Origin of the sequence: Geodermatophilus sabuli (assembly GCF_010686765.1) — a bacterium.
Classification (GTDB): Bacteria; Actinomycetota; Actinomycetes; order Mycobacteriales; family Geodermatophilaceae; genus Geodermatophilus; species Geodermatophilus sabuli_A.
The window spans coordinates 37,173-63,725 of record NZ_JAAGWF010000007.1; the positions used below are offsets into that span (position 1 = coordinate 37,173).

A 26,553-nucleotide genomic window follows, 5' to 3' on the forward strand; every position below is an offset into this window, starting at 1 on the left:
GGTGGAACGGCGACGCTGGCGGGATGGACGGCGGCCTGCTCGCGGCGCTGGCCGACCTGGTGCTGCCCCGCACCTGCGCGGGCTGCGAGCTCCCCGGCCCGGCGCTCTGCCGGCGGTGCGCCCGCCTGTTCGCCGTCCCGCTCCTGGCCCAGCCGCGGCGCTTCCCGCTCGGCTTCCCCCCGACGGTCGCCGCCGGCCGCTACGACGGCCCGGTGCGCCCGGCCGTCAACGCCTTCAAGGAGCGCGGTCGCGCCGAGCTGGCCCGCCCCCTGGGCGCGGCGCTGGCCCTGGCGGTGGCCGGCGTCCTGACGGGGCTCTCCGGATCGCCGGGGCCGGTGCGGCTGGTGCCCGTCCCCAGTGGCGCCGCCGCCCTGCGCGCCCGGGGCCGGGACCACGTCCGTGAGCTGACCGCCCGCGCCGTCGCCGACCTCCGCGCGGCCGGCGTGCCGGCCGCCGAGGCGCGGCTGCTGCGGCGCACCGGCCGCGCCCAGGACTCCGCGGGGCTGTCCGCGGCCGAGCGGCGGGCCAACCTGGCGGGCACCTTCGCGCTCGCCGGCGGCCACCGCCGGCCGGCCGCGGGCGGCGTGCTCGTCGTGGTCGACGACGTCGTCACCAGCGGTGCGACGCTCACCGAGGCCGCCGCCGTGCTGGCCTCCGCGGCCGGTCCGCACGATCCGCCGGTGCTGGCGGCGGTGGTGGCCGCGACCCCCCGACGAGCCGGTCCACCACCCGCCACCGGGGCTCGGTGACCGGGCCACGGGGGACGACGGCGTCGACTGTCGGTACCCCCGGACGGCGACTAGCGTGGACTCGATCACAGCCCGCTCAATCGGGAGGTCTCATGGAGATCGTGGTCCGCGGCCGCAACGTCGAAGTCCCCGAGCACTACCGGCAGCACGTCGAGGACAAGGTCGGCCAACTCGACCGCTTCGACGGCAAACTCAAACTGATCCGGATCGACGTGGAGCTGTTCCACGAGAAGAACCCCCGCCAGTCCTCGCAGTGCCAGCGGGTGGAGATCACCCTGCGCGGCAAGGGACCCGTCGTCCGGGCCGAGGCGAGCGCCCCCGACTTCTACGCGGCGCTCGACCTGGCCGCCGGGAAGCTCGACAACCGGCTGCGCAGGGCCGCCGACCGGCGCCGCGTGCACCACGGTCGCCGCACGCCGGCCAGCGTCCGGGTCGGTGGAGGTGCGGAGCTGGAGTCGCTGGAGGCGCCCCAGCAGGAGTCGTCGCCGTCCGAGGGCCCGCTGGTCACCGACCTCGACGAGCACCTGCCCGGCCAGATCGTGCGAGAGAAGCACCACCCGGCCACGCCCATGACCGTCGACCAGGCGCTCCACGAGATGGAGCTCGTCGGTCACGACTTCTTCCTCTTCCAGTGTGCCGACACCGGTCGCCCGACGGTCGTCTACCGACGGCACGCGTACGACTACGGCCTCATCCGCCTGGTCGACACCCCGATGGACGGCGCTGCCTCCGCCGCCCAGACACCCGCCCAGCCCGCGGCGGCCCCCCTCTGACCACGGCGGGGGTGGGGACGCGCGACCGCGTCCCCACCCCCGCTCACCCTCCGCCCAGCCGGCCGAACAGGACCGCATCGCTGCGGGAGCCGTCCCGGTAGGGCAGGCACGAGCGCACGACGCCCTCCCGTCGGAACCCGGCCCGCTCCGCGACCGCCTGCGAGGCGGTGTTGTCGACGTCGGTGAACAGGTGCACCCGCGGCGCCCCGTGGGTGAACGCCCAGTCCGCCAGCGCACGGGCGGCCTCAGCCGCGAAGCCCCGGCCGCGCGCCCACGGCGCCACCCAGTAGCCGATCTCGGGGCCCAGCCGGCCGTCGCGCAGGTGCAGGCCGCCCGAGCCGACGAGCTCCCCGTCGGCCTCGAGGACGACCGGCATGCCCCGGCCCTCGACCCGCTCCGCAGGCGAGACCTGCGTCACGAACGCCCGCGCGTCGGCGCGGGTGTAGGGCACCGGCAGCGCGCCGATCCAGCGCTGGATGTCCGGGTCCTGGCAGGCCCGCAGGACGGCCTCCTCGTCGTCCGGGCGGTGCGGGCGCAGCACCAGCCGCGTGCTGCGCACGACCGCGCTGGTCAGGTCGACGCCGTTCAGTGAGAAGACCCCGGCCCCCTTCCCGCTCGCACGCTCGCGGCGAGGCTCTGGCCGGGGCCGTGGAGTCGATGGCATGCAGCGATGGTCACGCGTTGCCCAGCACCCGGTCGACCGAGATCTCGATGACCACGCGGGCGGGGTTCTCCCGCGGCCGGCGGTAGCGGGCGGCGTAGCGCTCCTCGGCGTCGGCGACCGACGCGGGGTCCGTCCGCACGACCGCCGTCCCCTCGAGGGTCACCCAGCGGCGGCCGTCGACCTGGCAGACGGCCACCCGTGACCGCCCGTCGCGCACGTGCCGGGCCTTGGCCGACGTCCCGGAGGTGATCACCCGGGCGGTGCAGGTCGCGGCGTCGTAGGTCACCCCGACCGGGACGACGTGCGGGGTGCCGTCGCCACGCATCGTCGTGAGCGTGGCCAGGTGACGTTCGGTGAGGAAGGTGAGGAAGCCGGGGCCGAGGGTGCCGGGGTCGTGGGCCACCGGGCGATTGTGCGTGGCGGCCGCGGAGCCCGCCGGGCCGAGCCGCCTACGCTGGGGTCGTGGTGTTCTCGAAGATCCTGCGAGCCGGTGAGGGCAAGCTCCTCCGACGACTGAACAAGATCGCCGACGCGGTCGAGTCCCTCGCCGATGACGTCGTCGACCTCACGGACGCCGAGCTGCGGGCCAAGACCGACGAGTTCAAGGAGCGGGTGGCCGACGGGGAGTCCCTCGACCAGCTCCTGCCCGAGGCCTTCGCCGTCGTCCGTGAAGCGGCCACCCGCACCCTGGGTCAGCGGCACTTCCGCGTCCAGATCATGGGCGGGGCGGCGCTGCACCTGGGCAACATCGCGGAGATGCGCACCGGTGAGGGCAAGACGCTCACCGGCGTCCTGCCGGCCTACCTCAACGCGCTGACCGGCGACGGCGTGCACATCGTGACGGTCAACGACTACCTGGCCCAGCGCGACGCGGAGCAGATGGGCCGGGTGCACCGCTTCCTCGGTCTCTCGGTCGGCACGATCCTGTCCGGCGAGCGGCCGGCGCACCGCCGCGAGCAGTACGCCTGCGACATCACCTACGGCACGAACAACGAGTTCGGCTTCGACTACCTGCGCGACAACATGGCCTGGAGCAAGGCCGACCTGGTGCAGCGCGGGCACCACTACGCGATCGTCGACGAGGTCGACTCGATCCTCATCGACGAGGCCCGCACCCCGCTGATCATCAGCGGCCCGGCCGAGTCCGCCGGCAAGTGGTACACGGAGTTCGGGCGGATCGTGCCGCTGATGAAGCGGGACGTCCACTACGAGGTGGAGGAGGCCAAGCGCACGGTCGCCGTCACCGAGGAGGGCGTCGAGTTCGTCGAGGACCAGCTCGGCATCGAGAACCTCTACGAGGCGGTCAACTCCCCGCTGATCAGCTACCTGAACAACGCGCTGAAGGCCAAGGAGCTCTACCACCGCGACCAGCAGTACATCGTCAGCAACGGCGAGGTGCTCATCGTCGACGAGTTCACCGGTCGCGTGCTGTCGGGCCGGCGCTACAACGAGGGCATGCACCAGGCCATCGAGGCCAAGGAGAGGGTGCAGATCAAGGACGAGAACCAGACCCTCGCCACGATCACGCTGCAGAACTACTTCCGGCTCTACGAGAAGCTGTCCGGGATGACCGGCACGGCCCAGACCGAGGCCGCCGAGCTCCACCAGACCTACAAGCTGGGCGTCGTCCCCATCCCGACCAACCGGCCGATGATCCGCGACGACCGCTCCGACGTCATCTACAAGACGGAGAAGGCCAAGTACGACGCGGTCATCGACGACATCGCCGGCCGGCACGAGGCCGGCCAGCCGGTGCTCGTGGGGACGGCGAGCGTCGAGAAGTCCGAGATCCTCGACAAGCTGCTGCTGCGCCGAGGTATCCAGCACGAGGTCCTCAACGCGAAGAACCACGCGCGTGAGGCGCACATCATCGCCCAGGCCGGGCGGCTGGGCTCGGTCACCGTGGCCACCAACATGGCCGGTCGCGGTACCGACATCCAGCTCGGCGGCAACCCGGAGTTCATCGCCGACGAGGAGCTGCGCGCCCGCGGCCTGTCGCCGGCGGAGACGCCGGAGGAGTACGAGGCCGCCTGGGACGACGCGCTCCGCACGGCCAAGGAGCAGGTCAAGGCCGAACACGAGCAGGTCGTCGACGCCGGCGGGCTCTACGTGCTGGGCACCGAGCGGCACGAGAGCCGGCGCATCGACAACCAGCTGCGCGGTCGTTCCGGACGTCAGGGCGACCCGGGCGAGTCGCGGTTCTACCTGTCCCTCGGCGACGACCTGATGCGCCGGTTCAACGGCCCGATGCTCGAGTCGATGATGAACACCCTGCGCGTGCCCGACGACCAGCCGATCGAGTCGAAGATGGTCAGCCGGGCGATCCTGTCGGCGCAGACGCAGGTCGAGCAGCAGAACTTCGAGGTCCGCAAGGACGTCCTCAAGTACGACGAGGTGCTCAACCGGCAGCGCACCGTCATCTACGACGAGCGGCGCAAGGTGCTCGACGGCGAGGACCTGCACGAGCAGGTGCAGGCCATGGTCGACGACGTCGTCGGGGCCTACGTGGACGGCGCCACCGAGACCGGCTACGCCGAGGACTGGGACCTCGAGCAGCTGTGGGCCGGCCTCAAGGCGCTGTACCCCGTCGCCCTGGACCGGGCGGAGCTGCTCGACCGGGTGGCCGACGGGGAGCAGGCCGCGCTGACCGCCGACGTGCTCAAGGCCGAGCTGATCGGCGACGTCCACCGCGCCTACGAGGAGCGCGAGGAGAGCCTGGGCTCGGAGGTCATGCGCGAGCTCGAGCGGCGGGTGCTGCTCTCGGTGCTGGACCGCAAGTGGCGCGAGCACCTCTACGAGATGGACTACCTGCGGGCCGGCATCCACCTGCGCGCGATGGCCAACCGCGACCCGGTCGTGGAGTACCAGCGCGAGGGCTACGACATGTTCAACCAGATGCTCGACGGCATCAAGGAGGAGTCGGTCGGCTTCCTGTTCAACCTGGAGGTCAAGACCAAGGCGCAGCAGGAGGCCGAGGCCCAGGCCAAGCAGGCCGACGCGGAGGCCAAGGCGCTCGCCGCCGCCCAGGAGGGGACGGCGCGGGTGCTGGCCCGCCAGGCCGCGGCGGCCCGGACGGCGACCCCGCCGGCTCCCGCCCCGGCTGCGGCTCCCCCGGCGCGTGCCGCGGCGGCACCGGCGCCCTCCGACGGGAACGGGTCGGCGGCTGCTGCGCCGGCGGCTCCGGCTGCCCCGGCGCCCGCGCCGTCGCTGGCCAAGGCCCCGACGGCCCGCCGGTCGGGGACGTCGACTCCGGTGCAGCCCAGCCCGGCCGCGGCACAGGCCGCCCCGGTGGTCGAGGAGCCGTCGGTGTCCGGCACCGGGCCGGAGCTCGCGGTCAAGGGCCTCGACGAGCCGCGCCGGTCCGACGAGCAGCTGAGCTACTCGGCTCCCAGCCTGGACGCCTCTGCCAAGGAGAGCGGCTCGGCGAAGGCAGCGAAGACGGCGACGGTCACCGGCACCAAGGAGCCGGCCCGCAACGCCCCGTGCCCGTGCGGCTCGGGTCGGAAGTACAAGCAGTGCCACGGCGTCGCGCGCTGACAGAGGACCCTGCCTCTCCTCGGCTCGGGACGAGCCCGCGCACGGAGCCATGACAGCGCCCCCGCCGACCTCCTCGGCGGGGGCGCTGTCGTTCCCGGATCAGCCGATCTGCAGGGCCGTGCAGCGCCACCGTCCGTCGATGCCCTCCAAGCGGGCGGCCACCGCGTGCGCGCGGCCCGACCGCCGGGCCACGGCGCTGACCTCCGCCACACCGTCGACCGGCTCGCAGACGTGCACCGCACCCAGCAGCAGCGGCGTGGTGCCGCCGGCGCACCAGCGGGGGCGGCGGCCACGGGTCAGCGCGGCGTAGACCCCGACCGAGGTCAGTGGCTGCACCTGGGACAGCGGACGGCGCCCCGCCAGCGCCTCGAGGGTGAGGGTGAGCAGCCGCCGGCCGGCCACGCGGGGGTCCGGCAGATCCGCGCGTCCCGACCAGGCCGGACCGAAGCCGGCGGGGAAGTCGTCCGAGGGGCCGGGCTGGGGGCGCGGCCGAGGCCCGGGCCGGTGCGCGGGGCGCGGAACGGCGACGCCCGGGCGGACCAACTGCAGCGGGCCCTCGTCCAGCGGCGGCTGCGGAGTGGGGACGACGACCAGCCGCAGCGTGGCGGTGGTGAGTGGCTGCGCGACAGTCGGCCCTTCGGTGGAGGAGACGGTGGCGGGCATCGGGTGCTCCGGGTTCTGTCGGTGCGGGAGGGGATCGGGACGCGGGGCGGTCACGGCGCCGCCTCCGGCGGCGGGCGCAGCACCTGACCGGGGAGCAGGACGTCGGGGTCGGGCCCGATGACCGACCTGTTGGCCGCCCACCACGCCTGCACCGCCCGGGCGACCTCAGCGTCGGAGGGCTCTGCACCGGAGCGGCTGCGCACGTCGCCGGCGGCGATCTCCCACAGGCACTCGCCCCGCAGGACGACGTGGTCTCCGGGATCGCGGCGTGGCCAGTCGGCGACCCCGCCGGGCGAGGAGGGGACGGGCGCCGGAGCGGCCGCCGCGGAGGGGGCGGGCTCGGGCGCGGCGGTCGCCGGTGCCGGCGTGGCGGCCGCGGGACCGGGTGTCGGCGTGGCCGCCGCGGTGGGGCCTGGTGCGGGCGTGGCGGTCGCGGGGAACGGCCAGTCGGCCACGGGCCTCTCCGCCGCTGCGGAGGTGAGCGCCACCGTGACGGGGGGCGGAGGCGCCGACGCACAGCCGGCCACCAGTGGCCCTCCGGCGAGCCCCACGCCCAGGGCGATCGCGGCGGCGCGCCGGGCTCCTGCCGGCAGCACGAGCCGGGCGGAGGTCCGGGCCAGGGCGCCGGTGCTGCCGGGGAGCGCGGCGAGGGCGGTGAGCAGCAGCCCGACTGCGCCCCATGCCCAGGTGAGCCACGCGAGCACGGCGACGCCGCTGAGGAGGAGGGTCTCGGCGCCGGCGGTCTCCGCGGCGCGCTGCAGATCCCACCCGGTGTCGGTGGACCAGGACAGGTCGGGGGTGACCGCGACCAAGGCAGCCGCGGTGCCGGCCATGGCCGCCGTGGTCACCAGCAGGCGACGTGTCGACATGTCCCCTCCTCGACTCGATCGGGTCTAACGAGACTAAAGCAATCAAATGCACGCGAATGCAAGTGAACCTGTGGAACTAGGCTGGGGTGGAGGAGGTGCCGGATGCGCTGGGAGCAGTTGTTCGCCGATCTGCAGGCCGAGTTCGACGAGGCCGAGGCGGCCGCCGAGCGCGGAGAGCTGGGCTCGCGACGCCGCGCGGAGGCAGGAACGGTCCGGCTGGCCGAGCGGCTCGGGGGTTCGGTGGGCCGGCCGGTCCGGCTGCGGTGCGGCCCGGCCGGCGAGGTCGCGGGTGTGCTCACGGCGACGGGGCCGGACTGGGTGCTGCTCGCCGGCAGCGGTTCCCGCGACCTCCTGGTGTCGATCGGTGCGGTCGACTCGGTGGCCGGGCTCAGCCGACTCACCGCTCCGCCGGAGGCGGCGGGAGCGGTGCGGGCGCGCCTGGACCTGCGGTGGGCGCTGCGTGCGCTGGTGCGTGACCGGAGCGCCGTCCAGGTGGTGGTCTCGGACGGATCGGTGCACGTCGGGACCCTGGACGCCGTCGGCGCGGACTACGTCGACCTGGCCGAGCACGACGCGGACCAGCCGCGGCGGGCAGGGGCGGTGCGCGGCGTGCGCGCGATCGCCCTCCGCGCCGTGGCGGTCGTCCGGACGCTGGCGCCCGGTCTGGACTGAGCCGCCGGCCAGCGGCCGGTCGCGCGCGTGCCGTTCCGGCCGCGCGGGTCAGCCGGGCTCGGCCGCCGTCGGCTGCTCGGGGACGGCGGGCTGCGCGGGGACGGTGCCCGCCCGCGCCTCCGCGTACTTCTGCTGGATGAAGCGCTCGAGCTCGTCGACCTCGACACGCCACTGGCCGCGGCCGCCGATCTGGATGGCGATGAGCTCCTTGCGGCGGACCAGCGCGTACGCCTGCGACCACGAGACGTTGAGGATCTCGGCGACGTCGTCGAGGGTCAGGAAGCGCGGTGTGGGCATCGAGGGTCTCCGTCCGGTCCCCGACAGTCTGGCAGCCCCGTCCGGGTGGCATCCCCGCCGTCCACACCCGAACGTGTGGACAGCGACTGCGGGCAACTGCGCCCATGTCGCATCATCGGCGTCCGACCGTGGCGGAACGAGACGCGACGGGGCATCCGCAGAACGGAGGACCGCTGGCTGTGAGCGCCACGCGCACCGCCCCGACCCCTCCGGCGGTTGCCGCCGATCCGCCCGGACCGGTGCCGCGACGGACCCGGCCGCCCGGGTGGCTGGACCTCCGGCTGGTGCTGGGTGTGCTGCTCGTGCTCGGCTCGGTGCTGCTCGGGGCCCGCGTGGTGACCGCAGCGGATGCCACCGTCCCGGTCTGGTCCGCCACGGCCGACCTCGCGGCGGGGACGGTGCTCACGGCTGCGGACCTCGTCGCCGTCGAGGTGCGGCTGGACGACGCGGCCGGCGCCTACCTGGCCACCAGCACCCGGCCGGAGGGCCGCACCCTCGCCCGCACGGTCGGCGCGGGTGAACTGGTCCCGCGCTCGGCCCTGGAGGAGCCGGCCGAGCTGGTGTCCCTGGCCCTGCCGGTCCAGGCCGGCTTCGTCCCGCCGGCCCTCACCCGCGGTCAGGTGGTGGACGTCTACGCCGTGGGTGATCCCGCGACCGGCGCGGTGGGTGCGGTCGGGGAGAGCGTGTCGCTGGTGGTCGCCGCGGCTCCCGTCCAGGCTGTCTCGGGTCGTTCGGAGGGCGTGCTGTCCACGGCGACGACGACCGTGCAGGTGGTCGTCTCGGTGGCGGCCGACCGGGCTCCGGCCGTCCTCGGGGCGATCGCCGGCCGGCCACTGGTGGTCGTCGTGCACGAGTCGGTGGACGGCGCCGGTGGCGGTTCGGCGCCTGGTACCGGGGCCCCGGGCTCACCCGCGTCCCCGCCGGCTCCGCCGGGACCAGCGGGCGGTGTGCCGGTGCCGGCCGACCCCGCCGTCCCCGGTGCTCCGGTCGTACCAGGACCTGAGGCGGTGCCGGGTCCCCCTGCAGCACCCGGGGGTGCCGCCGGCCCGGGGGCGGCGATCGTGCCCGGCGCCCCGGCGGAGCCGGTGCCCTGATGGCCCTGCAGGTCTTCACCGCGGTCACCGGAGCCGACTGGGAGTCGGTCCTGGTCGGGGCCCTGGACCGGGCCGACCACGGCGTCACCGTCGTCCGGCGGTGCGTGGACGTCTCGGAGCTGCTGGCGGCCGCCGCCACGGGCACCGGGCAGGCCGCCCTGCTCTCGGCCGACCTCCGGCGGCTGGACGCCGACGCGGTGGCCCGGCTGGCGGCCGCCGGTGTGGCGGTGGTCGGTGTCGTGGAGCCCGGGGACGACCGAGCCGCCGACCGGCTGCGGGCACTCGGCGTGGTCCGGGTGCTCGCCGTCGACGCCGAGCCGCACGCGATCGCGCAGGCACTGCGCGAGGCGGTGGCGGGCGGCGCACCCGCCGGGCGGGACATCGCCGACCCGCGGGCCGCCCTGCCCGCCGCGGACCCGCCCGGGTCGGCAGATGCGGACTCCTCCGGCAGCGGCCAGGTCGTGGCGGTGTGGGGCCCGACCGGCGCTCCGGGGCGGACGACGGTCGCGGTGGGCCTGGCCGACGAGGCGTCCCGGCTGGACGTGCGCACGCTGCTGGTGGACGCCGACGTCTACGGCGGGGTGGTCGCCCAGGTCCTGGGGTTGCTCGACGAGTCGCCGGGGTTGGCCGGCGCCGCGCGGCAGGCCGCGGCCGGCACCCTCGACGGGCCGGCGCTCGCCCGGCTGGCGTGGGCGGTGCGTCCGCGGTTGAGCGTCCTCACCGGGCTCGCGCGCGCCGACCGCTGGCCCGAGCTCCGCCCCTCCGGGGTCGCGGCCGTGCTCGAGGAGGCCCGCAGGTCGGCGGCGCTCACCGTGGTCGACTGCGCGTTCAACCTCGAGCAGGACGAGGAGCTGTCCTTCGACACCGCGGCGCCGCGCCGCAACGGCGTGACCCTCACCGTCCTCGAGGCGGCCGACACGGTGCTCTGCGTCAGCGGCGCGGATCCGGTGGCGTTGCAGCGGAGCATCCGGGCCCTGGCCGAACTGAGGGAGGTGCTGCCCGGCGTCGAGCCCGTGGTGGTGGTCAACCAGGTGCGCCGCGGGCCGGTCCCCGGCGACCCCGCACGGGAGATCGCCCAGGCTCTCGAACGGTTCACGGGGCGGGAGGCCGCCCACTTCCTGCCCGCGGACCGCCGGGCCACCGACGCGGCGCTGGCGGCCGGCCGGTCGCTGGCGGAGGTCGCTCCCGGGTCGCCCCTGCGGACCGGCCTGCGCGGCCTCGCGGCGGCGGTCGCCGGGGTGCCGGAGCCGGCGGCGGGCCGGCGGGGACGCGTCCGCCCGTGGTCCCGGGTGCCGGTGCCGGCGACCGGGTCGTAGCGTGGGGGCCCGATCGGGAGGAGACCGATGGTGGAGCGCCTGACCACCCTGGACGCGTCGTTCCTCTACCTGGAGAAGCCCGACAGCCCGATGCACGTCGCCGGGGTGCTGGTGCTCGAGGCGCCGCCCGGCGGTCTCGAGGCCATCGCGTCGCTGGTGCGGGCGCGGCTCCAGCTGGTGCCGCGGTACCGGCAGCGGGTCCTCGGGGTGCCCGGCCACCTCGCCGACCCGGTGTGGGCCGACGACCCGGACTTCGACGTCGACTACCACGTACGCCGGTCCGCGGTGCCCCGGCCGGGGACCGAGGCGCAGCTGCTGGACCTGGTCTCCCGCGTGACAGCGCGGCCGCTGGACCGCGCCCGCCCCCTGTGGGAGGTCTACCTGGTGGAGGGACTGGCCGACGGCCGGGTCGCGGTGGTCACCAAGACCCATCCCGCCCTGGTCGACCGGCTGGGCGCCGTGGAGATCGGTCAGGTGCTGCTCGACCCCTCGCCGGACGCTCCCACTCCGGCGCCCGACCGGTGGCGGCCGCGGCCGCTGCCGGGCCCGCTGGAGTTGGTCCGCGAGGCCGTCGAGGAGTACGTGCAGCGCCCGTCGGCGGTCGTGGAGGCCGCCCGGCACGCGGTGACCGACCTGCGTGCGACCGGCGGGCGGCTCACCGGCGCCGCCGGTGGCGTCCTGCGCACCGCGCGGTCCGCGCTCTTCCCGGCGCCGCACAGCCCGCTCAACTCCGCCAGCGGCAGCCAGCGCCGGGTGGCGGTCGCCCGGATCGACCTCGACGAGGTGAAGCGGGTCCGCAAGACCCACGGTGGGACGGTCAACGACGTCCTGCTCGCCGTGGTCGCCGGCGCCGCGAGGGACTGGCTGCTCTCGCGAGGCCAGGCGGTGCTCGGGTCGACCTCGGTGCGCGCGCTCGTGCCCCTCTCGGTCCAGGGAGAGGGTGAGGAGGCCCCGGGCAGCCGGGTGTCGAGCTACCTCGTGGACCTCCCGGTCGGTGAGCCGAACCCGCGGGTGCGGCTCGCGCGGCTGAGCTACGCCATGCGGGGGGTGAGCCAGCACGGTCGGTCGGTGGGCGCGGAGACGCTCGTCGCGCTCACCGGTTTCGCCCCGCCGACGCTGCACGCCCTCGGCGCGCGGGCGGCCCGCGGGCTCTCCCGCCGGATGTCGAACCTGGTGATCACGAACGTCCCCGGTCCGCAGCTGCCGCTGTACGCGGCGGGGGGTCGGATGCTGGAGGTCTACCCCGTCGTCCCGCTCGCTCCGGGGCAGGGGCTGTCGGTGGGCATCACCAGCTACGACGGCCGGGTCTTCTTCGGGCTGAACGCCGACCGGGACGCCGTCGGCGACGTCGACGTCCTGGCCGACCTGATCGAGCAGGAGATCGGGGTCCTCGTCGAGACCGCGGGCTGACCCGTCGCAGGCCGGCACCTGGAGACGGGGGGATACCGTCGCGCCGTCCACCAGCGAGAAGGAGCCATCCCGGTGCGCGTGTACCTCCCTGCGACGACGAGCGTCCTGCGGACGCTCGTGGACGACGGCCGCCTGGCCGGCCCGCTCACCGGTTTCGCCGTGACCCCGCGGCTGCGAGAGTTCTACGCGGTGAGCGAGGCCGAGGCCGACACGGAAGAGCTGGAGTACGCAGCGCTGCTCACCGCGGCCCGCGCGAGCCTGCGGCTGATCGACGTCGATCCGACCGCGGCCCGTCGTCGCGTGGTGGTGGCCGCGGACGTCGCCGACTCCGACGTCGCCGAGATCGAGGACCCGGATGCCGACCGCGGAGCCGTGCGGATCTCGGCCGACGTCGCGCTGCGCGCCGTCGCCAGCGCGCACATCGACGGCGCGGACGCCGAGGAGGACGTGCGAGCGGCAGTGGGCGTCGTCCTCGAGGCCGACCTGGGCAGCGAGGACGCCCAGTTCGTCGTCGACCAGGCCGAGGGCCACGAACTGGCCTGGTACGCCACACAGGAGATCGGCCCGGTGCTCGAGCTGCTCTGAGCCGGCGTCCGCGGCCGGGCTCACCCGGCGGCCTCCGCCGACCCGGTGCGCGGACCGCCGGCACCGGCTGGTGCGCGGCGTGCGACCTGCACCCGCTGGGCGATCCCGGCGGTCACCAGCCAGCCCGATCCGGGGCGCTGCGGAACCGGGGTCCGGGGGAGCCGGATGCCCAGGAGGTCGGCGTCACCGGGTCCGGGGCAGAGCAGCAGGCCGCTGCGGCGCCTCCGCAGCGCCATGACCGGACCGCGGTAGCCCGACGCGAGCTCCCCGGCGGTCCCACCCACGAGCAGCACCAGTCCCTCGGAGGCCTCGCCGGTGCCGAGTGCGGCCAGCACCGGCGAGTCGGCCACCGCGCCGTGGTCGCTGACCAGGACCACGCCCGGGGACCCGTCCAGCGCGGCACGCCACGCCCGCCAGCCGTCGTGGTCCGCGCCCGACACCCGGGTCCACCGGGCCTCCGGCTCCGCCGTCGGCGGGAGCCCGCCAGTGACCTCCAGCACCGGGACACCGGCCGTGCTCAGGTGGCGGGCGAAGGCCGCGAGCGCGGTCCGGCGCCCGGACCCGGGGCCTCCCGCGGCGAGCAGGCCGCCGGTGCGGGACAGCTCCACCTCGAGCACGGTGCCCTCGTCGCCACCGGGCCCGATGGGCAGACGCAGGCCGGGTCCGGCCGTGTCCTGGTGGGACAGCGGCAGCACCGGCGCGGCCGGCAACTCGGGGATCGACAGTGGGCGGGGCCTGACCACCACACCCGCCCAGGACGAGGCGGGGGGCAGCGGTCGGGGGAGGGCGAGCTGGCACTCGACGCCGGCCTCACCCAGCAGCGCCCGCCCGGGCGGCCGGTGGTCCGGCACCGCCCGTGGTGCCAGACCGGCGGTGGCGTAGTCGGCGCGGTCGGCCAGGGGGAGGACCAGCCGGGTGCTGACGGCACCGGCCACCCGGCCTCCGGGGACCGCCCGGTCGGCAGTGAGCAGACAGGTGAGCCCTGCTGCGGCCCCGTCGCGGACGAGCCTCAGCAGCGCCGCGGAGCCGCGGCTCGGATCGGCGTCGTCCAGCTGGGCGCTCACCGACTCCAGGCCGTCGACGAGCAGCACGACCTTCGGAGCCGGCTCGGCGTCGGTGCCGGTGCGACGGGCGGCGACCTCCTGCGCGAGACGGTCCAGCAGACGCACGGTCCGCAGCGGGTCGTCCGCGCCGACGGCCGTTCCGGTGTGCGGCAACCCGGCCGCCACCGCAGCCAGTGCTCCACCACCGTGGTCGAGCACGTGGACGTGCACGTCGGCCGGGGACAGCGCGACCGTCTCGGCGAGGACGGTCTGCAAGAACGTCGTCCGCCCGCTGCGGGGCCCGCCGACCGCGAGCCACCCTCCGCCTCGTCGCAGGTCCAGCTCGAGCGGTTCCTGGGCCTGCGCCTCCGGGCGGTCGACGATGCCGACCCGCAGGCGTCCCGCTGGCCGGCCGCCCCGCTGCCCCTCGTCTCCGCCGAGACGCTCGGCACGGACCACGTCGGGCAGGACGGGACACCACGGCCGGTGCGGCGGTTCGACGTTCGACCGGCTGGCCACCCTCCTCAGGGCGGAGACGAGGCGGGCCAGGTCCGAGTCGCCGTGGGACACCTCCACTGCCGCACCGTCATCCGGCGGCTCCGGCCACCGCCACGGTCGCGCCCGGGTGGCGGTGCCGGGGTGGTCGCTCGCGACCGTGGCGACCCGTGCGACCTGGAACAGCACCGGCGGCCCGGCGCCGGCACGCAGGTACGCACGTCCGGGGACGTCGACCGGCAGCAGCGCGGCGTGCGGTGTCCCCAGCACGTCCCTGGAGTCGGCGTCGTCGGTGGTGCGCAGGCAGATCCGCAGCGTGCAGTTGGCGCGGATCTCCGGCGAGACCACACCGCTGGGCCGCTGCGTCGCGAGGACGAGGTGCACGCCGAGCGACCGCCCCCGCTGCGCGATGCCGACGAGGCCCGCGACGAAGGAGGGCAGCTCCTCGGCGAGGCCGGCGAACTCGTCCACGACGATGACCAGGCGCGACAGCGCCACGCCGTCGGGGAGCGACCCGAGGTCGGGCGCCCCGTGCACCGCCAGGAGCGTCTCCCGTCGGATCAGCTCGGCGGTCAGCGAGCGCAGCGCCCGGGCGGTCGTCGCGCCGTCGAGGTCGGTCAGCAGGCCCACGGTGTGCGGCAGCCCGGCTGCCTCGGCGAACGCCGCCCCGCCCTTGTAGTCGATCAGCAGGAACGAGCAGCGGTCGGGCGGATGGGACAGCGCCAGGCCGGCGATCAGCGTCTGCAGCAACTCGGACTTCCCCGAGCCGGTCGTCCCGGCCACGAGTGCGTGCGGACCCTGCCGGCAGAGGTCGACGGTCACCGGCCCGCCCGTCCCGCGGCCCAGGGTGGTCCGGAGGGTCGTGCGGTCCCGCGACCACGAGCCGGACGTCGAACCGTCCGCGGCGACGTCCACACCGTCGCGCCCGAGGTCGAGCAGGCGCACCCGGCGGGGGAGGGATGTCCCGGTGGTCGCCGGCGCCAACGGGGCGAGGTCGCGGGCGAAGCAGCCGGCGACCTGCGGCGGGACCCGGTCGACGACCAGGCCCGTCCGGTCGGCGGCCCCGGAGCGGCGCAGCGTGCCCGCACTCCCCGTCTCACCGGTCAGCTCCAGGACCGCGTCGACGGCGAGCGGCAGCGCGGCGACGGCCGGAGCGGTCATGAGCACGACCACGCCCACCGCACGGGCCTGCCGCAGGGCCGCCGCCGACCGGGAGCCCAGCGGCTGGTCCACCACCACCACGACCCAGCCCGGCGCGCCGCCTCCGCCACCGGAGCCGGCGGATCCCGGCGTCCCCGCCTGTCGCCGGCTCACCAGGCTGGTCGACCACTCCGACGGCGCGCTGCCGGCGGCGTCGTCGACCGTCCCGTCCGTTCGCACGTGCACCGACGACGGGGCGAGGTGGGGGAGCCAGCGCAGCCAGGCCCAGTCCCGCAGCCGCTCCCGGGTCGTGAGCAGCACCAGGTCCACCTCGCCCGGGGCGTGCAGCGCCGTGAGCTGCGTGACGACCCCGGCCAGCACGCCCAGCGCGTGGCTGCGCGGACCCACCACGCCCAGGCCGCCGGTCGCGGCCAGTTCGACGACGACCGGCAGGTGGTCCACCGGCTCCGGGACGCGCCTCCCGTCGGGGTGCACGGCGACCACGCGGGAGGTGTCCGGGCCGGCGCCCACCCGGACCGCCAGAGCGTCGGCGTCCCCCCGGCCGCGCTGCCAGAGGGAGGCCGAGCGACGGCGCGCGGCGGTGGCAAGAGCGGCCAGGTCGGGCTGGGCTGCCTCGGCCGCCCGGACGTCGGCCGCCACCGCCTCGTCCAGCAGGCACCGGGCATCCGCCACGGCCGCGGCGTGGGCCGCCGCGGCCCGGCGCCCGCTCCGCCGGCCCGACCACCGGTCCGACAGCCAGGTGCCCACGGCGACGACGGGGCTCAGGAGGGCGAAGAAGAGGAAGTGCGGTGCGTCGAGCACCCACGCGAAGGTCACGCCGGCGATGGCGGGCAGGACGACCGCCACCCAGGCCAGCCGCCGGCGCGGCGGTGCCGGCGGGCCGCCGGGGAGCGCCACCTCGACCGCCGGACGCGAGGGTCCCAGGCGCGGCTGCGGACGCAACCGGACCCGTCCGCCCGTCGTCGGCTCGACCACCGCGGGAGCGTCTCCGGGCCCGGTCGTGCGCAGGGCGCTGGCACCCAGCCGCAGCACCTCGTGGGCCCGCCAGGGTCGCGGCCGGTCGTGGAGCGGTTCGCCCGCCAGAACGGTGCCGTTGGTGGAGCCGAGATCGGTCACCGTGAGGTCGCCGGCACCCACCTCGAGCAGGACGTGCCGGCGGGAGACGTCGGGGTCGGTCAACCGGAGGGTGGCGGTCGCGCCGCGACCCACGACGTGCCTGCCCCGCTCCAGCGGCAGGGTGCTCCCGGCAGCCGGCCCTCCGACCACGTGGAGCTCCAGCGCCCCCGACCGGATGCCGCCCCCGTGGCGCGGGGCCGGTCCGCCCAGCCCCAGCACCGCTCCGTGCGCCAGCGCCGGGTCGGCCAGCGGGAGGTCACCGGTCAGGCGGGACGACCCCGACCAGAGCTCGGCCGACGGCAGTTCCAGGGCGGGTGCCAGGGCGGACAGGACCGGGTCGAGGGTGGCGGCGTCCGACGCGGTGATCTCCACGTCGAGGGCGCCGCCGGAGGTGACGAGGGTCCAGCAGCGAGGAGTCGAGGGAGGGGGGCCGGGGAGCGGTGCCACCGCTCCACCGTCGGGGCGTGCCGGGCGCCGTGGGCCACCGGTTCCGCATCTGTGGACGGCTGACCCACCTGTGGACGGGCGGCACCGGCCGGACGGGGGGCCGGCCTAGCGTCCGCCAGGACCGGGAGGCACCCGGGAACCGAGGAGGATCCGTGAAGGTCGACATCGCCACCCTGCAGTCGATGGCCGGACAGTGCCGCGCCGAGGCCGCCGACACCACCGCCCGCCACGCCACCCTGTCCAGCGGTGTCAACGCCTCGGTGCTCGACGGGTGGACCGACAGTCAGGCGGCGCTGCGGTTCAGCGACCTGTACGAGCAGTGGCGGCTCAGCGCGCAGGGCGTCAGCGACGCGCTCACCGGCATGGGCGGCCTGCTGGACGGTGTCGCGGCGTCCTACCAGCAGCACGAGGCGGACATGGCGGCTCGTATCGGCGCCCTGCTCTGAGCAGTGGCGACCCGGTGGAGCCCCGACGCGGGCTTCCCGGGCGCGGGGCGGAGCCCACCCCACGGGGGCTGGTCCACGGCACCGCGCGGAGCTCACGCCCGCGCGTCGCTCGGCGCCCCGTCCGGGGCGGGAACGCCGTCGGGGACCGCTCGGACCGGCTCCTCCGAGCGCGTTCCGCAGAGCCGGCGGGCCAGGTCGGGGAGCCGCTCCCACGGGAGGATCGACAGGATCGCGACGCAGTGCGGCAGGAAGATGATCTTCACGCCGGCGAACACCATCAGGTGGAAGCCCAGGAGGAAGAGCACCAGACCCACCCGGGCGCGGGAGGACCACACCAGCAGCATCAGGGGCGCGGCGAGCTCGAACGCCAGCATCCCCCACTGCGCCGCCGTGAGCAGACCGGGCACCTCCAGCGTCCAGTCCGAGAGCACGGTGCCCCGCCGCACGATCGCGCGGGCCAGGGTGGACCCGGTCGCCCAGTCCCAGCCGCCGAAGCGCAACTTGGCCCAGGCGGCGAGGAAGTAGGTGAGCATGACGGTGACGAGGACGGCGGCCATCGCCCAGCCGGCTGCCTCGGACGGGCGCCGGTCGCGCCAGCGGGCCCGGCCGATGGTGGGCAGCACGGCCAGGGCGACGAGGAAGGCGATCCGGTCGTGGTCCACCTTCCCGTAGCTCATCGCGATGACCATCCACTCGAAGTACAGGAGGAACACCGCCGTCCCCAGCAGGCGGGGCGCCCGGCCGGTGGCCGCCGCCACCGCCGCGGCCACCAGCGCCCACTGGACGACGTGCACGACCGTGGAGGTGGGCGTGGGCAGTGGCAGCAGTTCGGCGATGGTGAGTGGCTGGTAGTACTCGGTCGGGACGGCGGCGTGCGCCCGCACCCACGCCGTGGTCAGGAAGACGTCGACCGGGATGAACAGGTAGGCGATGGTGCGGAAGACGGCGATCCGCGCCAGCGGGACGGGCCGGAACCACCAGCCGTGCCGGCCTGCCGCTCCTCGTCGCCCGTTGCCCGGCCCGGGTCCCGGCGGACCGGCGGCTGTCGCCGGGGTGCTGCTCACGGGGCGTCCTCCAGGTCCACGCCGACCAGCACGCTGTCGGTCACCTCGCCGGTGCGGCGTCCGTCCTCGAGCTCGTAGCGCCGCTGGACCACCCGCACCTCGACCAGCGGGTCCGCGTCGGGGTGCTGCCCGGCGTAGGAGTCGGCCAGCAGGCCGAGCAGTTCGGGCTGGTCGACCAGCCGGGGGAGCTGGCCCTCGAACTCGGCGCGGCGCAGGCCCACCTCGCCACCGGAGAGCCGGACCTCCTCGCCTGCGGCGGTCAGACCCACCACCCGGGTCGAGACGACCGGTCGATCGGGGTCGGCGCGGGTCGAGTACATCCGGAAGGGGCCGAAGGGGAACTCCGAGTCGTTGCCCCAGAGGGTGCCGCCGAGCAGGAGGGCCAGCACCACGGCGCTGGCGGCCAGCCGGACCCGTCGGCCGGTGCGGGGGAGAGCGAGGACGCCGGTCTCCCCAGGGTCACGCGCAGGAGGGACCGGTACCACCGGAGCATCGTAGGATCGGCGCCCGTCCAGATGGGTCACCGACGCCGCGTCGTGGGCAACTGGCCCGCGTGGTGGGCACCCGCCCGCCGTCCGTGCCCGTGCCCTGCGTCGTCGTCGGGAGCAGCCCGTGCAGTTCGGTCGGTACTTCGAGGAGTTCGAGGTCGGCGCGGTCTACAAGCACTGGCCCGGCAAGACCGTCACCGAGTACGACGACCACCTGTTCTGCCTGCTGACGATGAACCACCACCCGTTGCACCTGGACGCCCACTACGCCGCGGAGACCACCGACTTCGGCCGGAACGTGGTGGTGGGCAACTACGTGTACTCGTTGCTGCTGGGCATGAGCGTCCCGGACGTGTCCGGCAAGGCGATCGCCAACCTCGAGGTCGAGTCGCTCAGGCACGTCGCGCCGACCTTCCACGGGGACACCATCTACGGCGAGACGACGGTCCTCGACGCCACCGAGTCGAGGTCCAGGGACGACCGCGGCGTCGTGTACGTCGAGACCACCGGCTACAAGCAGGACGGCACCGTCGTGTGCACCTTCCGGCGCAGGGTCATGGTGCCCAAGCGCTCCTACGGCGAGGGCCGCGGCGGCGAGCAGCCCGGCCGGCCCGAGCCCCGCGCCCGCGGCTGAGCTCAGCCCGGCGACGGACCCGGGACAGGCGGCGGGCCCGTGAGCGGCGGTGCACCGGCATCCGGCAGCACGCCCCAGCCGCGCAGCGTCTCCAGCAGCCGTGGCGTGCAGTGCAGGCGGTCGAGAGTGGCGGCGTCGGCGAAGGTCACGTCGTCGGCGTCGTCCCCGGCGACCGGCGCCGCGGCCGGGTCGAGCAGCGTGCAGGCCAGGTCGACGACGTCGTACACGACGTCAGGCCCGGGGATCTGCACCCGCCCCACCTCGCGGCCGGCCCGCACGGTCAGCCCGGTCTCCTCCCGGACCTCGCGCACGACGGCCTCGGCGGGTGACTCGCCCGGCTCGATCCGGCCACCGGGCACCGACCACGCCCCCCGGCTGGGTTCGGTGCCCCGGCGGATGAGCAGCAGCCGGCCCTGGTCGTCGAGCACGACGGCACCGACGCAGGCCACGACGACGGCCGGGACGGGGGCGGCGGGATCGGGGTGCACGCCGGCACGGTACGCACGCGACCGACGCGGGGCAGCGCTTGACGAACACCCCCGGTCACAGCACGGTGATGCCCGATGACAGCCACCGCGGTCTGCCCCCGTTGCGGCGAGCAGCTGGTCGTGCGCCCGGGGAACTCCGCCCAGGCCTGGTGTCACGTGCACGGCGCGGTGACCCCCCTGCACCACACCCTGCTGATCGCGCACGACGCGATCGCCGCGGTCACCGCCGACGCCCGGGTGCCGGCCTGGGTGCCCGATCCCATGCCGCCGGGCTGGTCGGTGACCGGCCTGGCCTGGGGCGGTGAACCGGGCGCCCGCGCGATCGTCGTCGACTGCGCGGGGCCCGCACCCCTGGGTGGATCGGCGGAGCTGGTGCTCGTCGCCGAGGAACCGGGGACCGGCGTGGGCTGCGGGTACGCCGGGCTGCCGGGTCTCGACCCCGGTGACGTGATCTCCGGTCCGAGCTCGGTCGCCGTCGAGGCCGCGGGACAGCACGCGCCGCTGTGGGCGGTGCCGACGACCGACGACCGCGCGGCCTTCGTCGGGGAGTCCTACGGCGTGTGGCTGTGGCTGGTCATGTGGCCCATGTCGGCCGCCTGGCTGCTCGCCGAGCAGCTGGAGCTGCTCGACCTGCGCGAGCGTCTCTACCCCGATCTGCCGCTGGGGCCGCCCAGCGAGCACCTGCTGCCCGGGCGCTGACGAGCGGACCGGGTCGACCCGCAACTCCGGCGGCGTGTCCCAGGAGAGAGCCCTGGGACCTGTGTTACCCATGGTGCTCGCCGTGGGGACGTCGGGTCCGCACGCGCATCGACACGCACCCGCGGAGGTGACGGTGAACCTCAAGAAGGTCCTCACCTGGCTGGTCGTCGCCTTCGTCATCTTCTACGTCATCCAGGCGCCGGAGAGCTCGGCCGAGATCGTCCGCAGCGCCGGCGAGGCGCTCGGCGACGCGGCGTCGTCCCTGGCCTCGTTCGTCGGCTCCCTGGTCTGACCCTGCGCGTGGACGCCGCGCCCTCGGTGGCGACGCCGTGAGTGCCCCGGCGGGTCGCTCGTCTCCAGGCCGCCAGCCCCGGTGGAGCAAGGACGCCGAGAAGTACTTGCTGCCGCAGGAGCACCCGCCCGTCATCGCCGTCCGGCGGCACTGGGCGGAGCTCATCGCGCCGGTGACCACGTCGTTGCCCGCCCTCGTCGTCGGCGGGTGGCTGCTGCTGCTCGATCCGGACAACGAGGTCTCCACGACGGTCGGTTTCCTGGTCCTCGGGGTCACGTTCGGCTTCCTCGCCCTGCGGATCGGCGAGTGGTGGATGCGGCGCTTCATCGTCACCAACCGCCGGGTGCTGCTCATCAGCGGGATCATCGTCCGGACGGTGGCGCTGCTGCCGCTGCGCCGCATCACCGACCTGACCTACAAGGAGACCCTCGTCGGCCAGGTGCTGGGTTACGGCACCTTCCGCTTCGAGTCCGCCGGACAGCAGCAGGCGCTGTCCGAGATCACCTACCTGCCGCGGGCCGACCTCCTCTACCGCAAGGTCAGCGCGCTGCTGTTCGGCAGCGACGGGGGCAGCGCCGACTCCGGAGACGACGAGGGCAACGTCGACCAGTCGCCGCCCCCGCGACCCACCGCCGGACAGCAGGACACCGAGCCGTTCCCGGGGCAGGCGGACCGCTGATGCGGATCGACCTGCACACCCACTCGTCGGTCTCCGACGGCACGCAGAGCCCGGCGGAGCTGGTGGCGACCGCGGCCGCGGCCGGCCTCGACGTCGTCGCGCTGACCGACCACGACACGACGGCGGGGTGGGCGGCCGCCGAGCAGGCGCGGCCGGCCGGGCTCACCGTCGTCCCGGGCATGGAGCTGAGCTGCCGCTGGTTCCCGGCCGGGTCGCCCCCGATCAGCGTGCACCTGCTGGCCTACCTCTTCGATCCCGAGCACCCGGGTCTGGCGCAGGAGCGGATGCGGTTGCGCGCCGAGCGGCTGGGCCGGGGTGAGCGCATCGTGACCGCGCTGGCCGCGGCCGGCTACCCGGTGACGTGGACGGCGATCGTCGAGCGCTCCGAGGGTGGTGTGGTCGGCCGTCCGCACGTGGCGCGGGCGCTGGTGGAGGCGGGCGTCGTCGAGTCGGTCGACCACGCGTTCGCCACCCTGCTGCACCACCGCAGCCCGTACTACGTCGCCAAGGCCGACACCGACGTGCTCGACGGCATCGCGCTGGTCCGGGCGGCGGGGGGCGTGCCCGTCTTCGCGCACGGGCTGGCCACCAAGCGCGGCCGGGTGGTCGGCGACGAGGCGATCGCCGCGATGGTCGGCGCCGGGCTGCTCGGCCTCGAGGTCGACCACCCCGACCACGACCCGCAGGAGCGGGCGCACCTGCGCGGCCTGGCCGGCGACCTGGGGCTGCTGGTCACCGGCTCCAGCGACTACCACGGGTCCAACAAGACGACGCCGATCGCGGCCTGCACCACCGCTCCCGACCAGCTCGAGGCCCTGCTCGCCGCGGGCAGCGGCGCCGCGCCCTTCGCGGACCGGCCCGGGACCGTCGGGACCCCGGGTTAACGTCGGGGCCATGGGAGGCGCGCAGCTGGAGATGCCGGGCATGCCGCGCCGGCTGTTCGCGGCCACCCCCAGCAAGCTGGCCGCCTTCGCCGACTGCCCGCGCCGCTACCGGCACGCCTACGTCGACCGGCCGACACCGCCGAAGGGGCCGGCCTGGGCGCACAACTCGGTCGGCTCGGCGGTGCACGCCGCGCTGCGCTCCTGGTGGGAGCTGCCGGTCGCGCGGCGCACCGCCGGCGCCGCCCGGCAGCTGCTCTACTCCGTCTGGTCGCCGGCGGGCTTCCGCGACGGCGAGCAGGCGGAGCGGTGGCGGGCGCGGGCCGCCGGCTGGCTCACCGACTACGTGACCGGGCTGGACCCGGTGGACGAGCCGGTGGGCACCGAGCGTCAGGTGGCCGCCACCACCGAGCGGCTGGCGCTGTCGGGCCGGGTGGACCGCATCGACCAGCGCGGCGACGAGCTGGTGGTCGTCGACTACAAGACCGGCCGTGCGGTGTGCACCGACGACGAGGCCCGCGGGTCACCGGCCCTGGCGGCGTACGTGCTCGGTGTGCGCCGCACCCTGCGCCGGCCCTGCAGCCGGGTGGAGCTGCACCACCTGCCCAGCGGCACGGTCGCCGCCTTCGAGCACACCGACCGATCGCTGGCCAACCACGTGCGCCGGGCGGAGGACGTCGCCGCCGACATCGGTGCCGCCGCCGCGGCGCTGCAGGACGGCCAGGACGCCGACGCGGCCTTCCCCGCCGTCCCCGGCCGGCAGTGCGGCTGGTGCGACTTCCGGCCCAGCTGCCCGCCCGGCCAGGCCGCGACCCCACCGCGGGAGACGTGGAGCTTCCTCGCCGAGGAGGACTGACCCTCCGCCCCTCAGGCGCTGGCCGGCTCGGCGCGAGCGACCCGCGCGAAGCCCGCCCGGACGATCGGTGACCGGCGGGCCCGGGCGGGCAGCGCGAGCATGCCCTGGCGGAAGCCGCGCAGCGTCGCCGTCGCCGCCGCGTCGGTCAGCCCGAAGCCGGGCAGCGAGTACATCCGGCGGGCCCACTGCGGGAGCGTGGCCACCGCGAGCGACGCCAGCGACCCCCACGCCGGTCGTGCCGGGGTCAGGAACCGGACCCACGCGGGCATCGGCGGGGTGACCACCAGGCGCATCGCGTCGCGGGCCGCGGGGGTCAGCCGCAGCTGCGGGCGGACGCGCGCGAAGTAGTCGGCCAGCTCGCCGGTCGTGGCCGGCACGTCGGCCTCGGTGCAGCCGACCAGCACCGCCGCGGTGACCTGCTCGGCGACGTAGCGGTCGCCGTCGGCGTCGGTGACCACCCCGGCCCGGCGGGCGACGTCCAGCAGTGAGTCGACCTCGCAGCAGTGCACCCACAGCAGCAGGTCGGGGTCGTCGACGCGGTAGGCCCGGCCGCTCGCCGCCTCGACCCCGGCCAGCCGCCGGTGCAGCCCGCGCACCCGGCGCACCGCCCGCAGCGCCTCCCGGCGGGTGCCGAAGGTCAGCGTGTCGACGTAGGCCGCCGTGCGGGCCAGGCGGGGCCAGGGGTCGGTGCGGAAGCCCTCCGAGAAGGTGGCGACGCCGTCCATCGCCACCGGGTGCAGCGCCTGCAGCAGCAGCGCGCGCAGGCCGCCGACGGAGAACACCGGATCGGCGTGCACCAGCCAGGTGACGCTCTCGGGCCCGAAGAAGCCGACCAGGTCCTCCTCCGGCGTCCAGGCGCGCGCGGAGGGGATCACGACCGCACCGAGGCGTCCCGGTCGTCTGCGGCCGACACCGTGACCGACGCCCAGAAGTCGACGAGCACCTCCAGCGTCCGCACCGGGTTCTCGATGGAGGGCGAGTGGATGGATCCGGGGATGACCTCGTACCGGGCACCCAGCCGTGCCGCCATGTCCGCCTGCGCAGCCGGCGTCCACGCATCGTCCGCGGCGCCGTGCGCCACGAGCACCGGGACGCCGGTGGCGGCCAGCTCGGCGACCCGGTCGGGCTCGCTGGTCATCGCGTCCGCCATGCCGCGCAGCGCGGCCTCGTTGTTGCGCAGGAACCGCCGGGTCAGGAACTCCCGGGTGGGCGCGGGCACCTCCTGGGCCTGGGGGTCGGTCATCGCCAGCTGCTCGAGCGTCTCGTGCACCAGTTGCACACCGCCGGCGTCCAGCAGCGGGGCGAGGTGCTCCAACAGCTGCGCACGCGGCCCGACCAGCCGGGACGGGCCCGAGCCGAGCAGGGTCAGCGATGTGAACACGGCCGGGTCGGCCAGGACGGCCGCGCGGCTGACCAGCCCCCCGAAGCTGTGACCGACCAGGTGCAACCCGCCCGGCGTCTCGTCGAGCAGCTGCCGGGCGACGGCGACCAGGTCGGCGCCCAGCTCGGGGACGCCGTACCGAGCCGGGTCGTCGGGTCCGGGGGACTCGAACTGCCCGCGCTGGTCGAGGGCGACGACGCGGTGGCCGGCGGCGCACAGGGGCGCGAGCAGCGGCGCGAAGTCCTCCTTGGTGCCGGTGTAGCCGGCCACCATGAGGACCGTCCCGCGCTCGGCCGCGCCTCCGGTGTCCAACGCGGTCAGCGGTCCGGCGCCGCCGGCGAAGCTGCGGTGCCGGGCGTCGTGGTCGGCCAGCTGGCGGAGGTCGTCGGGCGCGATGGAGAGCGGAGCGCGGTCGTCGGGTCCGCCGGGCATCACCATGCCGTCCAGTCAACCTCGGCCCCGGCCCGTCTGCAGGGTCCCGCCGCGAGCTCGCGAGTGGCGGGGGCAGGGGGGCCTCTCTCAGCGGTGCGCGACCACCCGGTCGGGCAGCTGGAGGACGACGACGGGTCCGGCGACCGTGACCAGCGCGTCGGGCGGCAGCTCCGGCGCCCGCGACCGGCTCTGCTCCACCCCCGTCCCGAGGTCGCGCAGCACGACCGCGTCCCCCTCGGCGACCGGCACCGTCGTCCCGGTGGCCAGGGTCTTGGCGTCGGCCGGTCCGGTCGGCAGGCCCGTGGCGGGCACCTGCCAGCGCACCGTGCCGCTGGTCTGGTCCAGCGCCCCGAGCTCGCCGTCGGCCAGGACGAGGGCGGTGTCGCCGACGCCGGTGACGAGGACGGGGTCCTCCCCGGCGGACAGAGCCGGCGTGCCCAGCGGCGCCCCGTCCGCACCGGCGAACAGCTGCACGCCGGCGTCCCCGGCGACGGTGACGGCACGGTCGACGTCGGCCAGCACCGCGGAGTCGTCCAGGACGTCCCGCGTCCAGAGGGCGCTGCCCCCGTACCCGTCGAAGAGCCGCAGCTGCGGCGCGTCCGTGCCGCGGCAGCGCTGCAGGACGACGACACCGGCGGCGCCGACGTCGGCGCCGTCCAGCCGGCAGCCCTCGGGGGCGGCCTGGCGCCACCGGATGGCGTCCCCGACCGGGTCGATCGTCACGATGCCGGTGGGCGCGGCGGCCAGCACGATGCCGTCGGTGCTGGACAGCGTCATGTCGCTGCGCAGGTCGACGTTCCGCGTCCAGGCGCGCACCCCGGTGTCCGCGGCCAGCGCGAGGGCCTCGTCGCACCGGTCCTCGGTGCGGAAGACGGCGACGACCAGGCTGCCGACGAGGGTCCAGTCGCACAGGACGGCGTTCGCGCGGGTGTAGCGCCAGGCCTCGTCGCCGGTCTCGACGTCCAGGGCGCGCACGCCGTGCTCACCGGCGACGACCACCCGTCCGGCGTGCACGGCGGGGCGTGGCCCGGTGGTCGACGTCGGGGCGTCCCAGGCGGCGGAGACGGTGCCGGCCGGTGTCCCGTCGGGGACACCGGCCGGTGCTGCCGTGGTGCTCTCGGTGGCCGCGGCGTCGGAGCCGGCCCACAGCAGGGCGGCCACGACGGCCAGCGCGATGACGGCCGCCGTCCACACCCAGACCCGCAGCGGAGGCCGCGTCACCGACCACCTCCGAGGACTCCGCATCGAACGGGCGGCCAGGGCTGGGCGCGACCGGCCCCCCTGCAGGGTCCCGCCGCGGGCTCGCGAGGGGTGGGGGGGCA

At 75.8% G+C, this 26,553-nt stretch carries 27 protein-coding genes; 15 read left to right on the plus strand and 12 right to left on the minus strand.

Going from position 1 to position 26,553, the window contains the following annotated elements:
* Positions 1–23 precede the first annotated feature (23 nt).
* Together GCU56_RS05120 and hpf are read left to right on the plus strand one after the other, a co-directional pair.
* On the plus strand, positions 24–749 hold the full coding sequence (locus GCU56_RS05120; RefSeq protein ID WP_163480452.1) for a ComF family protein: 726 nt from the start codon (positions 24–26) through the stop codon (positions 747–749).
* A gap of 92 nt (positions 750–841) precedes the next feature.
* On the plus strand, positions 842–1,522 hold the full coding sequence (gene hpf / locus GCU56_RS05125) for a ribosome hibernation-promoting factor, HPF/YfiA family (protein ID WP_163480453.1): 681 nt from the start codon (positions 842–844) through the stop codon (positions 1,520–1,522).
* A 43-nt stretch (positions 1,523–1,565) separates the two neighbouring features.
* Here hpf and GCU56_RS05130 read toward each other — a convergent pair whose 3' ends face one another.
* Positions 1,566–2,081, minus strand: coding sequence for a GNAT family N-acetyltransferase (locus tag GCU56_RS05130; RefSeq protein ID WP_163480454.1), 516 nt, complete (start codon positions 2,079–2,081; stop codon positions 1,566–1,568).
* Positions 2,082–2,196: 115 nt separating this feature from the next.
* A complete protein-coding gene (locus GCU56_RS05135; RefSeq protein ID WP_163480455.1) occupies positions 2,197–2,589 on the minus strand; it encodes a TIGR03618 family F420-dependent PPOX class oxidoreductase in 393 nt (130 codons plus the stop codon).
* Between the two features lie 59 nt (positions 2,590–2,648).
* Here GCU56_RS05135 and secA point away from each other — a divergent pair, with 59 nt between their 5' ends.
* A complete protein-coding gene (gene secA, locus GCU56_RS05140) occupies positions 2,649–5,723 on the plus strand; it encodes a preprotein translocase subunit SecA (protein ID WP_163480456.1) in 3,075 nt (1,024 codons plus the stop codon).
* Between the two features lie 99 nt (positions 5,724–5,822).
* On the opposite strand, the gene GCU56_RS05145 is transcribed toward secA, so the two are convergent.
* Positions 5,823–6,386: an Rv3235 family protein gene (locus GCU56_RS05145; protein ID WP_239521812.1), complete on the minus strand. Its 564-nt coding sequence runs from the start codon at positions 6,384–6,386 to the stop codon at positions 5,823–5,825.
* A 50-nt stretch (positions 6,387–6,436) separates the two neighbouring features.
* Positions 6,437–7,255 (minus strand): hypothetical protein, encoded by an 819-nt coding sequence (locus GCU56_RS05150; protein ID WP_163480457.1) that lies wholly within the window; start codon positions 7,253–7,255, stop codon positions 6,437–6,439.
* 102 nt (positions 7,256–7,357) lie between these two features.
* Between GCU56_RS05150 and GCU56_RS05155 the strand changes: the two genes are divergently transcribed.
* Positions 7,358–7,927, plus strand: a complete 570-nt coding sequence (locus GCU56_RS05155) for a hypothetical protein (protein WP_163480458.1) — start codon at positions 7,358–7,360, stop codon at positions 7,925–7,927.
* A 48-nt stretch (positions 7,928–7,975) separates the two neighbouring features.
* Here GCU56_RS05155 and GCU56_RS05160 read toward each other — a convergent pair whose 3' ends face one another.
* Entirely contained in the window at positions 7,976–8,224 is a 249-nt protein-coding gene (locus GCU56_RS05160) for a helix-turn-helix domain-containing protein (RefSeq protein ID WP_163480459.1), read from the minus strand.
* A 179-nt stretch (positions 8,225–8,403) separates the two neighbouring features.
* Here GCU56_RS05160 and GCU56_RS05165 point away from each other — a divergent pair, with 179 nt between their 5' ends.
* The 4 genes from GCU56_RS05165 (at position 8,404) to GCU56_RS05180 (ending at position 12,629) form a co-directional block, all read left to right on the plus strand.
* The gene (locus GCU56_RS05165) at positions 8,404–9,318 is read left to right on the plus strand and encodes an SAF domain-containing protein (protein WP_345771644.1); all 915 of its coding nucleotides are present in this window, start codon (positions 8,404–8,406) and stop codon (positions 9,316–9,318) included.
* Positions 9,318–10,634, plus strand: a complete 1,317-nt coding sequence (locus tag GCU56_RS05170; protein WP_163480460.1) for an AAA family ATPase — start codon at positions 9,318–9,320, stop codon at positions 10,632–10,634. Before GCU56_RS05165 ends, GCU56_RS05170 begins: the two co-directional genes overlap by 1 nt.
* Before the next feature lie 27 nt (positions 10,635–10,661).
* Positions 10,662–12,044, plus strand: a complete 1,383-nt coding sequence (locus tag GCU56_RS05175) for a WS/DGAT/MGAT family O-acyltransferase (protein WP_163480461.1) — start codon at positions 10,662–10,664, stop codon at positions 12,042–12,044.
* Between the two features lie 72 nt (positions 12,045–12,116).
* Positions 12,117–12,629, plus strand: coding sequence for a DUF6912 family protein (locus GCU56_RS05180; protein WP_163480462.1), 513 nt, complete (start codon positions 12,117–12,119; stop codon positions 12,627–12,629).
* Between the two features lie 20 nt (positions 12,630–12,649).
* Here the strand turns inward: GCU56_RS05180 and GCU56_RS05185 are convergent, their stop codons facing one another.
* Positions 12,650–16,891: an FtsK/SpoIIIE domain-containing protein gene (locus tag GCU56_RS05185; RefSeq protein WP_163480463.1), complete on the minus strand. Its 4,242-nt coding sequence runs from the start codon at positions 16,889–16,891 to the stop codon at positions 12,650–12,652.
* A gap of 152 nt (positions 16,892–17,043) precedes the next feature.
* Between GCU56_RS05185 and GCU56_RS05190 the strand changes: the two genes are divergently transcribed.
* Positions 17,044–17,337, plus strand: a complete 294-nt coding sequence (locus GCU56_RS05190; RefSeq protein ID WP_163480464.1) for a WXG100 family type VII secretion target — start codon at positions 17,044–17,046, stop codon at positions 17,335–17,337.
* Between the two features lie 92 nt (positions 17,338–17,429).
* On the opposite strand, the gene GCU56_RS05195 is transcribed toward GCU56_RS05190, so the two are convergent.
* Both GCU56_RS05195 and GCU56_RS05200 read right to left on the minus strand, forming a co-directional pair.
* On the minus strand, positions 17,430–18,401 hold the full coding sequence (locus tag GCU56_RS05195) for an HTTM domain-containing protein (protein WP_239521813.1): 972 nt from the start codon (positions 18,399–18,401) through the stop codon (positions 17,430–17,432).
* Positions 18,398–18,886, minus strand: a complete 489-nt coding sequence (locus tag GCU56_RS05200) for a hypothetical protein (RefSeq protein WP_345771645.1) — start codon at positions 18,884–18,886, stop codon at positions 18,398–18,400. Before GCU56_RS05200 ends, GCU56_RS05195 begins: the two co-directional genes overlap by 4 nt.
* Positions 18,887–19,013: 127 nt before the next feature.
* Here GCU56_RS05200 and GCU56_RS05205 point away from each other — a divergent pair, with 127 nt between their 5' ends.
* Positions 19,014–19,523: a MaoC/PaaZ C-terminal domain-containing protein gene (locus GCU56_RS05205; RefSeq protein WP_163480466.1), complete on the plus strand. Its 510-nt coding sequence runs from the start codon at positions 19,014–19,016 to the stop codon at positions 19,521–19,523.
* A gap of 2 nt (positions 19,524–19,525) precedes the next feature.
* Here GCU56_RS05205 and GCU56_RS05210 read toward each other — a convergent pair whose 3' ends face one another.
* On the minus strand, positions 19,526–20,011 hold the full coding sequence (locus GCU56_RS05210; protein WP_163480467.1) for an NUDIX domain-containing protein: 486 nt from the start codon (positions 20,009–20,011) through the stop codon (positions 19,526–19,528).
* A 75-nt stretch (positions 20,012–20,086) separates the two neighbouring features.
* Between GCU56_RS05210 and GCU56_RS05215 the strand changes: the two genes are divergently transcribed.
* The 5 genes from GCU56_RS05215 to GCU56_RS05230 all read left to right on the plus strand — a co-directional run bounded on the left by GCU56_RS05215 (position 20,087) and on the right by GCU56_RS05230 (position 23,418).
* The gene (locus tag GCU56_RS05215; protein ID WP_163480468.1) at positions 20,087–20,710 is read left to right on the plus strand and encodes a DUF6758 family protein; all 624 of its coding nucleotides are present in this window, start codon (positions 20,087–20,089) and stop codon (positions 20,708–20,710) included.
* 133 nt (positions 20,711–20,843) lie between these two features.
* On the plus strand, positions 20,844–21,002 hold the full coding sequence (locus GCU56_RS23350; RefSeq protein WP_204331632.1) for a hypothetical protein: 159 nt from the start codon (positions 20,844–20,846) through the stop codon (positions 21,000–21,002).
* A 37-nt stretch (positions 21,003–21,039) separates the two neighbouring features.
* Complete coding sequence (locus GCU56_RS05220) at positions 21,040–21,681, plus strand: PH domain-containing protein (protein ID WP_163480469.1); 642 nt, start codon at positions 21,040–21,042, stop codon at positions 21,679–21,681.
* Positions 21,681–22,565, plus strand: coding sequence for a PHP domain-containing protein (locus GCU56_RS05225; RefSeq protein ID WP_163480470.1), 885 nt, complete (start codon positions 21,681–21,683; stop codon positions 22,563–22,565). The genes GCU56_RS05220 and GCU56_RS05225 overlap by 1 nt, the downstream gene beginning before the upstream one ends.
* Before the next feature lie 10 nt (positions 22,566–22,575).
* Positions 22,576–23,418 carry a RecB family exonuclease gene (locus tag GCU56_RS05230; protein WP_163480471.1) on the plus strand — a complete coding sequence of 281 codons (843 nt, stop codon included), beginning with the start codon at positions 22,576–22,578 and terminating at the stop codon, positions 23,416–23,418.
* Between the two features lie 11 nt (positions 23,419–23,429).
* On the opposite strand, the gene GCU56_RS05235 is transcribed toward GCU56_RS05230, so the two are convergent.
* From GCU56_RS05235 to GCU56_RS05245, 3 genes are all read right to left on the minus strand, one after another.
* Positions 23,430–24,293, minus strand: a complete 864-nt coding sequence (locus tag GCU56_RS05235) for an oxygenase MpaB family protein (protein WP_163480472.1) — start codon at positions 24,291–24,293, stop codon at positions 23,430–23,432.
* Complete coding sequence (locus tag GCU56_RS05240; RefSeq protein WP_204331485.1) at positions 24,290–25,237, minus strand: alpha/beta fold hydrolase; 948 nt, start codon at positions 25,235–25,237, stop codon at positions 24,290–24,292. Before GCU56_RS05240 ends, GCU56_RS05235 begins: the two co-directional genes overlap by 4 nt.
* Before the next feature lie 81 nt (positions 25,238–25,318).
* The gene (locus GCU56_RS05245) at positions 25,319–26,452 is read right to left on the minus strand and encodes an outer membrane protein assembly factor BamB family protein (protein WP_163480473.1); all 1,134 of its coding nucleotides are present in this window, start codon (positions 26,450–26,452) and stop codon (positions 25,319–25,321) included.
* Positions 26,453–26,553: the final 101 nt, after the last annotated feature.